Source organism: Kangiella koreensis DSM 16069, assembly GCF_000024085.1.
In the GTDB taxonomy this organism is placed as follows: Bacteria; Pseudomonadota; Gammaproteobacteria; order Enterobacterales; family Kangiellaceae; genus Kangiella; species Kangiella koreensis.
The window spans coordinates 777,191-790,447 of sequence record NC_013166.1 but is presented as its reverse complement, the minus strand read 5'-3'; the positions used below and the strand labels follow the sequence as shown (position 1 = coordinate 790,447).

Annotated in this window: 16 protein-coding genes; 2 read left to right on the top strand and 14 right to left on the bottom strand. The window is 43.8% G+C overall.

Going from position 1 to position 13,257, the window contains the following annotated elements:
- Window positions 1-17: 17 nt before the first annotated feature.
- From mnhG to KKOR_RS03825, 4 genes are all read right to left on the bottom strand, one after another.
- Entirely contained in the window at window positions 18-392 is a 375-nt protein-coding gene (mnhG, locus tag KKOR_RS03840; protein WP_012800700.1) for a monovalent cation/H(+) antiporter subunit G, read from the bottom strand.
- Complete coding sequence (locus tag KKOR_RS03835; protein ID WP_012800699.1) at window positions 389-664, bottom strand: monovalent cation/H+ antiporter complex subunit F; 276 nt, start codon at window positions 662-664, stop codon at window positions 389-391. Before KKOR_RS03835 ends, mnhG begins: the two co-directional genes overlap by 4 nt.
- A complete protein-coding gene (locus KKOR_RS03830) occupies window positions 664-1,149 on the bottom strand; it encodes a Na+/H+ antiporter subunit E (protein ID WP_012800698.1) in 486 nt (161 codons plus the stop codon). The genes KKOR_RS03835 and KKOR_RS03830 overlap by 1 nt, the downstream gene beginning before the upstream one ends.
- A 294-nt stretch (window positions 1,150-1,443) precedes the next feature.
- On the bottom strand, window positions 1,444-2,838 hold the full coding sequence (locus KKOR_RS03825) for a M28 family peptidase (RefSeq protein ID WP_012800697.1): 1,395 nt from the start codon (window positions 2,836-2,838) through the stop codon (window positions 1,444-1,446).
- 131 nt (window positions 2,839-2,969) lie between these two features.
- Between KKOR_RS03825 and KKOR_RS03820 the strand changes: the two genes are divergently transcribed.
- Both KKOR_RS03820 and KKOR_RS03815 read left to right on the top strand, forming a co-directional pair.
- Complete coding sequence (locus KKOR_RS03820; protein ID WP_012800696.1) at window positions 2,970-3,455, top strand: glutathione peroxidase; 486 nt, start codon at window positions 2,970-2,972, stop codon at window positions 3,453-3,455.
- Window positions 3,448-4,278: an SDR family oxidoreductase gene (locus KKOR_RS03815; RefSeq protein ID WP_012800695.1), complete on the top strand. Its 831-nt coding sequence runs from the start codon at window positions 3,448-3,450 to the stop codon at window positions 4,276-4,278. Before KKOR_RS03820 ends, KKOR_RS03815 begins: the two co-directional genes overlap by 8 nt.
- A 59-nt stretch (window positions 4,279-4,337) precedes the next feature.
- Here the strand turns inward: KKOR_RS03815 and KKOR_RS03810 are convergent, their stop codons facing one another.
- The 10 genes from KKOR_RS03810 to KKOR_RS03765 all read right to left on the bottom strand — a co-directional run bounded on the left by KKOR_RS03810 (window position 4,338) and on the right by KKOR_RS03765 (window position 13,215).
- Window positions 4,338-4,847 carry a porin family protein gene (locus KKOR_RS03810; RefSeq protein ID WP_012800694.1) on the bottom strand — a complete coding sequence of 170 codons (510 nt, stop codon included), beginning with the start codon at window positions 4,845-4,847 and terminating at the stop codon, window positions 4,338-4,340.
- Window positions 4,848-4,966: 119 nt separating this feature from the next.
- On the bottom strand, window positions 4,967-5,350 hold the full coding sequence (gene acpS / locus KKOR_RS03805) for a holo-ACP synthase (RefSeq protein ID WP_012800693.1): 384 nt from the start codon (window positions 5,348-5,350) through the stop codon (window positions 4,967-4,969).
- A gap of 9 nt (window positions 5,351-5,359) precedes the next feature.
- Window positions 5,360-6,109: a pyridoxine 5'-phosphate synthase gene (gene pdxJ / locus KKOR_RS03800; RefSeq protein ID WP_012800692.1), complete on the bottom strand. Its 750-nt coding sequence runs from the start codon at window positions 6,107-6,109 to the stop codon at window positions 5,360-5,362.
- A gap of 118 nt (window positions 6,110-6,227) precedes the next feature.
- Window positions 6,228-6,947 (bottom strand): DNA repair protein RecO, encoded by a 720-nt coding sequence (recO, locus tag KKOR_RS03795; protein WP_012800691.1) that lies wholly within the window; start codon window positions 6,945-6,947, stop codon window positions 6,228-6,230.
- Window positions 6,947-7,846 carry a GTPase Era gene (gene era / locus KKOR_RS03790; RefSeq protein WP_012800690.1) on the bottom strand — a complete coding sequence of 300 codons (900 nt, stop codon included), beginning with the start codon at window positions 7,844-7,846 and terminating at the stop codon, window positions 6,947-6,949. The genes recO and era overlap by 1 nt, the downstream gene beginning before the upstream one ends.
- A 2-nt stretch (window positions 7,847-7,848) precedes the next feature.
- The gene (gene rnc, locus KKOR_RS03785) at window positions 7,849-8,538 is read right to left on the bottom strand and encodes a ribonuclease III (protein ID WP_012800689.1); all 690 of its coding nucleotides are present in this window, start codon (window positions 8,536-8,538) and stop codon (window positions 7,849-7,851) included.
- A gap of 47 nt (window positions 8,539-8,585) precedes the next feature.
- Entirely contained in the window at window positions 8,586-8,951 is a 366-nt protein-coding gene (locus KKOR_RS03780) for a DUF4845 domain-containing protein (protein WP_012800688.1), read from the bottom strand.
- Window positions 8,952-9,026: 75 nt separating this feature from the next.
- Window positions 9,027-9,899 (bottom strand): signal peptidase I, encoded by an 873-nt coding sequence (gene lepB, locus KKOR_RS03775; protein WP_012800687.1) that lies wholly within the window; start codon window positions 9,897-9,899, stop codon window positions 9,027-9,029.
- Between the two features lie 15 nt (window positions 9,900-9,914).
- Window positions 9,915-11,723, bottom strand: a complete 1,809-nt coding sequence (lepA, locus tag KKOR_RS03770) for a translation elongation factor 4 (protein ID WP_012800686.1) — start codon at window positions 11,721-11,723, stop codon at window positions 9,915-9,917.
- Window positions 11,724-11,916: 193 nt separating this feature from the next.
- Window positions 11,917-13,215: a trypsin-like peptidase domain-containing protein gene (locus tag KKOR_RS03765; protein WP_012800685.1), complete on the bottom strand. Its 1,299-nt coding sequence runs from the start codon at window positions 13,213-13,215 to the stop codon at window positions 11,917-11,919.
- Between the last annotated feature and the right edge of the window lie 42 nt (window positions 13,216-13,257).

Here is a 13,257-nt window from a genome sequence, read left to right as displayed (position 1 = left end):
TCTGCTCCTTTAATTTCTCAAGATTGACCATCGGTTTCTGAGCGCGGTTTTCCAAACTTGTCTGGAATAGCACTGTTATCAGATGACTTACCCAGCAAAGGTCGTAAGCCGCCATGCAAAGCAGCTTTTGCTAGAGCATGGCTTGATGTGGGACTGGTCAACAGGATAAATAATAAAATCAGTACCAGCTTAACCAGCACTGTGACTTCCCAACCGGTTTGTAGCATTAAGCCAACAAGTATTAAGGCGCTACCCAAGGTATCGGTTACGCCTGCTGCATGCATACGGCTGAAAAAATCAGGGAATCGGTGGATGCCAATGCCACCAGAGAAGCACATAAAGCCGCCAGTAATCAGTAGCGCCCAACTGACGCCATCAAGAAACATACTCATTGCGCATCCTCCTTGGAGTCTGCTACACGCTTATATTCGAAGAAGCGTAACACACCAATTACGGCAATAAAGTTGATCAGTGCATAAACTAGAGCGACGTCAAGAAACTCAGGCCGCCCCATTAAAAAGCCTAATACAGCAATGAATAAAACGGTTTTTGTGCCGAACATATTCACCGCTAAGATACGGTCATAGATCGTTGGGCCAACAAATGCACGCACTATCGCGAGCATCATGGCAGCCATGATTGCAATTGCAGCAGCAAGAAACATTAATCCTCCAGTCGCTTAACTCTTCGATTCATCTCTCCACCCTGAAGATATTCAATCGAATCATAAGTCAGTGCATAAACTGTCATTACGCTGTCTTCGATATCCAGCGTTACCGTTCCCGGTGTTAAAGTGACTGAGTTACCATAGATGGTTTTGCCCATATCGGTTTTTTGACTCATTTGCAGTTGCATAACCACAGGGCTAATAGATTTAGGGCCAAGCCAGATGCGCTTAATCACATGAATGTTTGACTGAACGATTTCTTTAAGTAACCACAACCAGTAGCCAAAAATTCTACCGCTAAGATTCAGAGGCTGTGATTCTTCATCAACAATATCCAGACGATGAGCGACAATCACAACAAACAATACTGACACCGCACCTAACGACAACAGAAGGCCATTATAAAAACCCGAGTTGCCGATCCAGATCAACGCCAGAACAACAATAAGACTTAAGGTATATCGAAAACTGTTTTTGGTCATTAATTACTCACACCAAAGTGCTCCATCAGAACACAAGCAAACCAATCTATAACCGATGAAAGTATCGGCTCAAGTCAAGAAATCCCATCGATTGTAGCAACCCCCAAAAACCCGCGCAAGCAAAGCTCATGCGTGCTATTAGCTGAAATTATCGTTCGATTAACTACATAAATAAGTAGTAAGAAAAGGCTATTTTTTTACACTTTTTAACAAATTGGATGAAAAACAAACAATGCACATAACAAAAGACGCGCTCTTCGGCGCGTCTTTTAATGCAGTTAAAAATCTTATCGTTCACTCAAGACCAAAACCAAAGTCACCTTCCATCTGTGCAGTTAGATAAGCAAACACGACGTAAGCTGCTGTATTTTGATCCAGTGACTCTTTGTCTACTTTGTCAAAAGTATCGTCTGGCGTGTGATGATAATCAAAATAATCAGTGCCATCCTGGCGCAATGAGAATACTGAAATACCGTAACCACGCAACGGAATAAGGTCTGGTCCACCGCCTGCGCGATTGTTACCATAAGTGATACCTAACGGCTCCATCACTTTGACCATCTTTTCAACCACTGGAATGGCATCCTGCTTGACGCGTGAATCGAGACGCCAGATTTTACCCGCTCCGAAATCGGACTCAGCTGCGGTAATAATATGCTTCAGTTCATCTTTATGCGCTTCAGCATAGGCTTTTCCACCGACCAGTCCCTGCTCTTCATTGGCGAACATGATGACACGAATCGAGCGCTTCGGGCGCTCTGGTAAGCGGGCAATCAATTCTGCAGCTGCAACGGTAATACCAATACCAGCACCGTCATCCAAAGCGCCGGTTCCTAAATCCCATGAATCCAGATGTGCGCCCAAAATGACATATTCATCAGGCTTTTCTGAACCACGAATCTCACCAATCACATTATGCGAAGTGTAATCAGGGCCATCCTGCGCGTCGATATCCAGCTTCACCGTTATCGGCTTGCCACGACGAGTCATATTCTCAAGCAGATCGGCATCAGGCGCAGACAAGGCTGCGGCCGGAATTCGCTTCACACCTTCCTCATAGCGCATCATGCCGGTGTGAGCCATGCGGTGGCTGTCAGTACCGATAGAACGAATTAAGATCGCTTCAGCGCCTTGTTTGGCCGCTTCAACGGCGCCGCGACCACGTGCAGAAACCGCTGGACCATAGCCAGAGCCGTCTCGCGCACGCTTCATGCGGTTTTTAATGAAAACAATTTTCCCCTCAGCGATGCCTTTGGGTGCTTTGACCAGGTCTTCAAGAGTATCAAACTGAATGATTTCAGCCGTTAGGCCTCCTTTTGGTGTGCCAACACTGAAACCTAATGCCGTAATCACTAGAGGTTGTGGATAGGGAGCGATAACTTCAGCTTTTTCAGTGCCGCGCTTCCAGGTTGGGAATGTCACTGGCTCGGTCCATACCTTGTCAAAACCAAGCTCTTCCAACTTAGCAACGCCCCATTTGACTGCCGCAGCATCGCCCGGAGTGCCCGCCATGCGTGGCCCCACTTCAGTGGTTAATGATTCAACTACTTTATAGCCAATTGAGCTTTTCAAAGCTTCATCGCGTAGCTCAGCTGCTATTTTCAAGTCCTTATCAGCGATAGTTGGCACCTGTGCAAATGCCGATGCGCTCGCTAATAAGAACGCAGAAAAACCTATCAATGCTTTCATACTATCTACCTGTTTATTCAAATGGTTTAGGGGTTTCGATTGACAGAGCAGACCAGTCATAGCTAGAGTGTTGTAATAGTTTCTGTTGAAGATTACCGCACAACAAAAACAAGCCAATCGAGGAACAAAAGATGTCTACCATATACGAATACTCAGCCATTTTGAATAATGGCCAAGAAGTTTCACTGGAGCAATACAAAGGAAAAGTGTTACTGATTGTAAATACCGCCAGCGCCTGCGGCTTTACGCCACAATATGAGGGTTTGCAAAAGCTCTATGAAGAATACAAAGGGCAGGGCTTTGAAGTACTAGCCTTTCCGTGCAATCAGTTTAACAACCAGGAAAAAGGCAGCGACGAAGAGATTAAAGACTTTTGCGATCTGAATTTTCATATCAACTTCCCATTGTTTAAAAAAATTGACGTCAATGGTGATGACGCACACCCGCTGTATCAATACTTAAAAAGCAAAGCACCAGGACTACTTGGTAGCAAGGCTATCAAATGGAATTTCACTAAATTTTTGATTAGCAAAGACGGCCAAGTAATTACTCGATTTGCCACTGCAACCAAGCCGGAAGCATTAGCAGAACCTATCAAGGATGCACTTAATGCCTAGTTTGAAAGACAAAGTTATTATCATAACCGGAGCCAGCCGCGGCATCGGTAGAGCCATGGCCATTCGCTTTGCTCAGGAAGGTGCAACCATCGTTATTGCCGCCAAATCTGAACAACCCCACCCCAAACTGCCTGGCACGATTCATACAGTAGCCAAAGAAGTTGAAGAAGCTGGAGGTACAGCTATTGCTGTGCAGCTGGATGTCAGAAAAGAACTCGCTATCAAGAAACTGTGCGACCAAGTTGGCGAGCAATTTGGTCGCATCGATGCCGTAGTTAATAATGCTGGTGCAATAAGTTTAACCACTGTCGAAGATACTTCTCCCAAGCGTTATGACTTGATGCAACAAGTGAATTCGAGGGCTGTTTATTGCTTCGCCCATTACGCACTGCCCTACTTAAAAAAGTCAGACAACCCACATATTTTAAGCTTGTCACCACCTGTTAATTTAGACGTTAAATGGCTCAAAGATTATAGTCCATACAGCCTGTCAAAATATGGCATGAGTATTTTAAGCCGTGGTATGGCAGAAGAACTTAAGCCTTATGGCATCGCAGTGAATACACTCTGGCCAGAGACTTATATTGCCACAGCGGCCATCGAGTTTGCAGTGGGTAACAAGGAAACACTTAACTACGCTCGTAAGCCGGAAATTATGGCTGACGCTTCGTATATTGTTCTCACTCATCCGAGCAAAAACTACACAGGTTTATGGTTAATTGACGAACAAGTTTTAAAAGCGGCCAAGGTTACAGACTTTAGTCAGTATGCTTATAATCCTGAGTTTGAAGAACAGATCCAAAAAGATTTATTTTTGGATTAAAGAAAATCTCAGGCACAAAAAAAGCGAGCACCAGGCTCGCTTTTTTCTCAAACAGTAGCTTAGAACTTAAATTTAAAGCCTACTCCGATACCATCAAGCTCACCGGCATCTTTATCAAGATAGCGCATATACTCAACAGTGAAATCCACATCATTTGTGATGGCCATGTCTGCACCTAATCCATAAGAAAAATCAGACTCAGATTCACTACCACCACCAGAGTATCCAACTTTAGTATTGGTGTAACCGGCAATTGCATAAGGATAGAAACCATCAGTTACTGGAGCACCAAATCTAACATAAGCACCATAGTAATTATCGATATCAACGTCTGTGCCAAACACGGTGTCATCTTGGACACCTAAGCCTAGACGCAATTCACCTGAAAAGTTTTCATTAAAATATGTCCCGACCTTTCCATCCAAAGTCATCATGTCAGCGTCAAAAAATCCGGTATCAAGGCCCTGTTGGCTTAAACCAAAGCCTACATAATTACCTTCTTTAGCAGATACGGCTGTCGCCATTGTTAAAGATGCAATAACTGCACCGGCTATCATTGTTTTTTTCATCACAAATTTCCTTCTGTTGCTTCAAATATAAGGTTCTTTCAGGCGCTAGTTAAGCACTTTGAAACTGAACACAATCTGAATTGTATGGCTCATTTGAAAAAAAATGCAATCACACACTATTAAAGATGTGACTCAGCGATAGCAAAGGCAACTGCATGTTTTTTTTCATCAGAAATTGATAAATGAATTTTTGTAATCTTATTTTGTTCAGCCCAAGCAAGCGCCTTACTTTCCAGATTGACTTGGGGCTTACCGATTTCATCGTTACTGATGATCAGTTGTGCAAAGTCTATTCCTTGGCGCATACCGGTTCCAAGCGCTTTGCTAACAGCTTCCTTTGCTGCAAATCTTTTAGCCAAGTAGTTGATTTTATTCTTTGTTTTTTGATACAGCTCTATTTCAACTGGAGCGAGAATCCTTTCAGCAAATTTATCTCCATTGCGCTCCACTGAGCGCGCTATGCGCTCAATATCAACAATGTCAGTTCCAACCCCGAATATCATTAGCTATCCTTATGAGTTAAACGGCCAATGACGCGCTTCTAATATCAGTTTCTTCATATCAGAAACTGCTTTATCCAGACCACTAAAAACAGCCCTACCGATAATTGCATGGCCAATATTCAGCTCAACAATTTCAGGAATGGCCGCGATTGGCTGTACATTATGATACTGAAGACCATGGCCAGCATTGACCTGCAAGCCTTCTGAAACAGCATGCTCAACACCATGTTTTACTTTAACTAATTCAACCTGTTGTTGCTCGGTGCTTTTTGCATCAGCGTAAGCGCCTGTGTGGATTTCAATTAGTGGCGCACCAGTTCTGGCAGCGGCATTAATTTGCTCCTCATCGGCATCGATAAACAAGGAAACTTGAATACCAGCTTCCGCCATACGATGACAAGCATCTTTGATTTTACTTTCCTGGCCTTTAACGTCCAAACCGCCTTCGGTAGTCAACTCTTCACGCTTCTCAGGAACCAGGCAAACATAATGAGGCTTAATGCGCTCTGCTATGGCTAGCATTTCTTCAGTCACCGCCATTTCAAGATTCATACGCGTTTGTATGGTACGAGCTAATAATTCCACATCACGGTCAGTTATATGGCGACGGTCTTCACGCAGATGGACAGTAATGCCATCTGCACCATTTTGTTCGGCGACAAAGGCTGCTTGAACCGGATCAGGATAGTCGGTACCACGAGCATTACGCACCGTAGCAATGTGATCAATATTGACCCCAAGTAAAATTGGATTTTTCATAATTTTGCCATTGATTTAATAAGTCTAACTTATCACGATTGTAAAGAAGGATTGTCCTGACAACAATGAATTAAGGTTATGTCACTAATCCTACGAGACCTAGACTATGCTATGAAACCTAAGATTGCATGGCAAGAGTTTGTTGCAACAGCTTTCGGCTATTCAGCTCTTTGCCATTTAGCAGCTGATCAATATTGAGTCGACATACTTTTCGCGCTAAAGCTGGAGCACCATTAACATGCCATTGGTGTTCCGCAACAGCTAATATAATATTGCCTTCAGCTAGCCAAGTTTCGCTGGGAGCCTGTAACTGAGGAATAAAGCCCTGCTCTGCTATAAACCCATAAGTCATATTTTCTTCAATTGCATCACCATAAATATCATGCTGCCAGTCAATTGCGTAGCCGAGTACATCCAGTAACTCCAGCTCAAACTCACGTAAAATCAGATTGGGTTTATCCCCCAGTTGCAAGTGCTGCAGGCTGGTTTGATAGAAATGAAAAATATCTGGATGGGGATCCCATTGAATAAATAGGCGCAGTAAAAGTTCATTAAGGTATAAGGCTGAGAGACTGGCGATGCCATTTAAACGATGAGAAAAACCGTCTGCTTCAACCTGCTTTAAGGTTTTAAGTTCACTTCGCCCGAACCAACTGACTTTAATCGGTTGAAAAGGTTGCAGCAAAGCACGGTTTGAATTCTTTCGATTACCACGAACACCTTTTGCTAAAACATTTACCCGACCACTCTCTTCTGTAAATAACTCAACAATCAGGCTAGTTTCCTTAAATGGCCTGGTATGTAAAACAAACGCTGCAGTAAGGTTTGAATCTGCCATCAATTCTCATCATAACCCAAAGAGCGTAAGGCTCGCTCGTCATCGGCCCAACCGTCTTTGACTTTTACCCAAAGCTGCAGAAAAACCTTGGAACCAAATAACTCTTCCATATCAATCCGAGCATCTTGACCGATTTGCTTCAAGCGTTGACCTTGTTTGCCGATTATAATCGCTTTTTGCCCGGCTCTTTCAACCAGAATTAAGCCATTGATGTGCAAAATGCCTTTCTCATCAGTTTTGAACTGCTCAATTTCTACAGTAGATGAATAGGGAATTTCTTCTCCTAAAGAGCGCATCAATTTTTCACGAATGAGTTCTGCAGCCATAAATCGTTGACTGCGATCAGTCACATAATCTTCAGGGAAAAATAAGTCGCCCTTTGGAAGCCATTCTTTAATTTGTTTGACTAATGGCTCAAGGTTATCCCCTCGTAAAGCTGATCCGGGAAACACGGCATCAAAGTCAAAGCGTTCTGTAATTTTTGCCAGATGTGGTAATAACTGATTTTTGTCCTGAATTTTATCAACCTTATTGACGAACAGAATAGTTTTACAATTAGTCTTCTGAAGTTTTTCTAAAACCAGCTCATCATCTTCTGTCCATTGAGTGCCGTCAATTACAAAGATAACCACGTCCACATCGACCATTGAACTGGAAGCAGCTCGATTCATATAACGGTTGATAGAACGCGCTTCATTCTTATGGATACCAGGCGTATCTACGAACAATATTTGCGCATCATCATCGGTATATATACCTAAAATTCGATGGCGAGTGGTTTGCGGTTTTCTTGAAGTAATGCTCACTTTTTGACCGAGAATATGGTTCATCAAAGTCGACTTACCGACATTCGGCCGTCCTAAAACAGCGGCATAACCACAACGAAAATTTTCATGCATAACTAATTACCATCTAATATGATTGCTAACGCTTTTTCTGCCGCTTGTTGTTCGGCATTGCGACGGCTCGAGCCCGAGCCATGAGTTCTAACTTTTTTCTCTGCTAAGATACAGGCCACATCAAATGTTTGCTTATGTGGGTCACCTGTCACCTTCAGTAATTCGTAGTCAGGCAGAGGAAGCTTTCGAGACTGGAGCCATTCTTGTAATTCTGTTTTTGGATCCTTGTGTACCGCTTTCAGATCAATATTCTGTAGTCTTTTTTGATAGAGGGTTAAAATAATCGTCTTTGCAACTTCAAATCCTGAGTCTTGATAAACCGCACCAATAATCGCTTCCAAGGCATCAGCAAGGATCGAAGCTCGGCGAAAGCCCCCACTCTTCAGTTCGCCTTCACCCAAATATAAACACTCACCCAACTCGATCTCTTTGGCTATTTCAGCCAAAGTTTTACCTTTAACCAAACTTGCTCTTAAACGCGTCAGTTGTCCTTCATCAGCTTTTTTCAAGTGAGTAAATAGATATTCGGCAATCACCATGCCAAGAATAGCATCGCCAAGAAACTCGAGCCGTTCGTTATGTTTGTTAGCGCCACTTCGATGAGTCAGCGCTAACTTTAAAAGAGAGGGATCACTGAATTGATAGCCAAGACGATTACACAAGCGTTCTATTAACAGTTTTTTTTGACTCATCTTGGCAGTAAAAACCTTACTATTTACTCAGTTAATTGAAAGGGCCTCTAATTGAGGGGCACTTCATTTTCAAACTCAAGCAAAGCACTGATGTTTCCAAACAAAGGAATACGGCGCTCATACTTGACATAGAGTGCGCGGCCGCCAGTAATATCTTTCACCTGAGCATCTGAAGCTTTAATCGATTTTACTTCATTAATATTTAAACGCCCTGCAAGTAAACGTCTAATTTCTCCAGTAGAACTGTTACCTACATTCTGCTCTGCCACTGATGCCATTGAACTTTTGATGCTAAAATACTCTAGATAAGCAGGCGTTAATTTAATTAACATAAACATAAAAAACAGGACAATGGCCAATACTATGACCCAACCTGCACCTGTCATACCATCTTGATGTCTTCTATTCAGCATTTCCCCATACTCCTTTGTCCTTCTTGCCTGATAAGTTATTATTTAGCAAGAATCACGTTAAATCACTGATGTCGCTTATTCAATAGAACCTACTCTAGCAAAAGATACGCCTTTTGGTAACTTTTTGCCAAATATTACTGGCTCATCTGTGAACTCCAAAAACAACCATTTATAAGCTGCTCGACCAATCAATGCTTCTTCCTCAACAAACTCCCAGTATCGCGAGTCCATACTTGAGTCTCGGTTATCACCCATAACAAAATACTTGTTTTGAGGCACTACCGTTGACCACGACTGCTTGAGGCTTTGTCTGGCACGTGCCCGCGGGTCAAGATAAAGAACCTGATAACTATTGTCGCCCAGGCTTTCGTCATACAAATCAAAAACTTCGGCCTGTGGAACCAGCTCCGGCGCTTCATCCGATACAAGCTCTGAACGAATCACAATAGGCTGGCATACCTCTCCATCATCACAAGTTGGAGTTATGGTCAAAACACCGCGATCCCACTCTAACCGATCACCCGGTTCGCCAATAACACGCTTGATATAAGCTGTTTGTGGTTCATGTGGAGGATGAAATACCACCACCTCACCACGTTTTGGTGAGCCTGTAGGAATGATAGTGGTATTGAAGCCCGGCATACGAATGCCATAAGAAAATTTATTGACCAGAATAAAGTCACCGTCATAGAGTCCGGGATTCATACTACCCGAAGGGATACGGTAAGGCTCAAACAGAAAAGACCTTAGCAAGAATACGACCAAAATAATCGGAAAAAACGAGCGGCTGATATCAATAAGCATTGGCATCTTTTCGTTGCCTTTTTCATCATACTCGATACCTTTCGCTTCACGCTCCTTGCGCCATTTAAGCTTATCAATCAAAGTAACAACACCTGTTACCAAGGTTGCTAATAGCAGATAAAATCCGAAATCGTAGTAAATCATCAGGGCCTTCTTTTGTTATTTGTTGTCTTTGCCGACATGCAGAACCGCAAGGAAAGCCTCTTGTGGGATTTCTACTTTACCCACCTGCTTCATGCGTTTTTTACCGGCCTTCTGTTTTTCCAATAGTTTACGCTTACGCGACACGTCACCACCATAACACTTTGCCAATACGTTTTTACGCAAAGCTTTGACCGTCGAGCGTGCAATAACATGATTTCCAATCGCAGCCTGAATGGCCACTTCAAACATTTGACGAGGAATGATTTCCTTCATCTTCTCGACTAGATCGCGTCCTTTATAAGGAGCCTGGTCCTTATGCACGATCAATGCCAAGGCATCAACCGTTTCACCATTAATGAGAATATCCAAACGTACGAGCTTATCAGCCTGGAATCTTTTGAAGCTGTAGTCCAGTGATGCATAACCACGGCTGACCGACTTTAGCCTGTCGAAAAAGTCGAGCACCACCTCATTCATCGGCATCTCATAAGTTAGAGCAACCTGGTTTCCAGCATAATGCATTTTGGTTTGCACACCACGCTTTTCGACACAAAGGGTTATGACACTGCCCAAATGCTCTTGTGGTACTAAAATATTGGCTTCGCAAATAGGTTCTCGAATTTCGTCAATATTCGATAGCGGCGGTAATTTGGAAGGATTATCCACATACAATGTTTCGCCATCAGTAGTTGTCACTTCATAGACTACCGTTGGCGCTGTGGTAATCAAATCAAGATTATACTCGCGCTCTAAACGCTCTTGAACGATCTCCATGTGCAGCATGCCCAAGAAGCCACAACGGAAACCAAAACCCAGTGCAGTCGAGTTTTCTGGCTCATAAAACAATGAGGCATCATTCAAACTTAATTTGGCCAAGGCATCACGGAAAGACTCATAGTCATCTGAACTAACGGGGAATAGACCGGCATAAACCTGCGGTTTAACTTTCTTAAACCCTGGTAGTGGTTTTTCAGCTGGGGCTTTGGTCAGAGTGATGGTATCACCCACTGGTGCCCCTTGGATTTCCTTGATACCGGCAATAATAAAACCCACTTCTCCAGCACGTAAAATCTCGGTATCGTTGCGTTTAGGGGTAAATATGCCCACGTGATCAACCACATGCGATTTACCTGTCGACATCACCTGCATCTTGTCATTTTTACGAATGGTACCCTGCATCACGCGAACCAGCGACACGACACCAAGGTAGTTATCAAACCAGGAATCAACAATCAAAGCCTGTAGTGGTGCATCTGGATCGCCTTCTGCTGGAGGAATATCGCGAACAATACGTTCCAGCAGTTCTTCAATACCGACACCCGTTTTAGCACTGCATTGCACTGCATCCATCGCTTCGATACCCACGATATCTTCAATCTCTTGAATCACGCGATCACAGTCAGCGGCTGGTAAATCAATTTTATTTAATACAGGCACTACTTCCAAATCTTGCTCAATCGCGGTGTAGCAATTAGCCAGTGTTTGCGCCTCAACACCCTGTGCGGCATCCACCACCAACAAAGCACCTTCACAGGCCGCCAATGAGCGCGATACTTCATAGGAGAAGTCCACGTGTCCAGGCGTATCAATAAAGTTCAATTGGTAGGTATGGCCGTCTTTAGCGGTGTAATTCAACGTCACACTTTGCGCTTTAATGGTAATACCACGTTCACGCTCGATATCCATGGAATCCAGTACTTGCTCCGCCATTTCCCTGTCAGTTAGACCGCCACAGGCATGGATCAAACGATCCGACAAAGTCGACTTACCGTGATCAATATGGGCAATAATAGAGAAGTTACGAATATAATCGGTGTAGGACATAGATGTTCCGCTGAATTCCTTCGATTGTTGGTGAATGTGCTACCTTACATAGCTGTTTTATCATTTGACTCAAAACAGCCGGCTATGCATTGGTATATAAGGGACAATTACCCTTGGCAATTTAGCGGCCTATTGTAGCTGAAACAACTGAAAAGGCCAGCACTAGAAGCACTGGCCCGTAAGAGTTTCTTTTTTATAACTGAATCACCAGGAAGTCACTGCCGCGCCCCGGTCTGACCACCAGCACAGCGACTTTACCTCGCTCCGGCAAATCTGCCAATGCGGCCTGATAATCATCCATTGAACGAATAGGAGTTCGATGCAGCTTCTGAATGATATCACCGTTCTGAATCCCTGCTTCTGCAGCCGGACTCTTATCCATCACTTCGCTAACCACCACGCCATGACGAACGCCATAAGCTTCCTGCAAATCATCACGTAACGCTTGCACTCGAATACCGAGCTGATTGCTTCCGTTATCAACACTGACGATACGACCAGCACCGTCAGTAAGCACTGCTTCAACATCGCGTTCTTTACCGTTACGCACTATCTTTAACTGAGCTTTATCCCCCGGCATCTTCTGTCCAATGTAATACGGCAAGTCTTGTGCTTTACGTACCGGTTTACCATCGACAGCAACTACCACATCACCTTCCTGCAGTTTAGCCTTTTCTGCGGCTGAATCAGGGTAAATGCGAGTCACTAACGAACCTCCCACCTCTTTGAGACCGAAAGCATCAGCTTTATCTTGGTCGACTGGACCGAACTGGACACCTAAGTAACCACGGTTAACGACCCCACTTTCCAGCAATTGCTGACGTACATTATTCACTAAGTCGATAGGGATTGAGAAAGACAGGCCCGAACTAACCATAGGGTTAAAAATCATTGAATTAATGCCGACTACCTCGCCCTCCAGGTTGATCAATGGTCCGCCTGAGTTGCCACGATTTATAGCAACGTCAGTTTGAATAAAAGGCACATACTGAGAGCCTACTTCGCCCCGACCTTTCGCACTAACGATTCCTGCTGTAACTGTCTGTTCAAGGTTAAAGGGCGCACCAAATGCAAGCACCCACTCACCTACTTTGAGTACTTCTGAAGTACCCAATTTAAGGGGGTTTAGTTTTTGCTTGCCGGGCTCAATTTTCAACAAGGCAACATCGGTATTGGCATCACTACCAACCACCTCAGCTTCGAACTCGCGACCATTAAACAGTTTAACGGTGACCTTGCTACCATTATCAATCACATGATGATTAGTCAGAATATAGCCTTCGTCATCGACAATAAAACCGGAACCACCGGAACGTCCGGCCGTTCGCCCCCATCGAACAACATCGACCTGAATACTGACCACGCTGGGCTGAACTTTTTCAACCAGCTCAGTGAATTCAGGAAAGGAAGCTCTAGCCGGTACACTCAATGAGCTAGCCAGAAAAACCAACAAAAGAATTAGTCCACTCGAATAAAAACGCTTTAGCATCATTATCAACTCCCGCAACGTGTGATATCAGCACTTGTTTTAAAG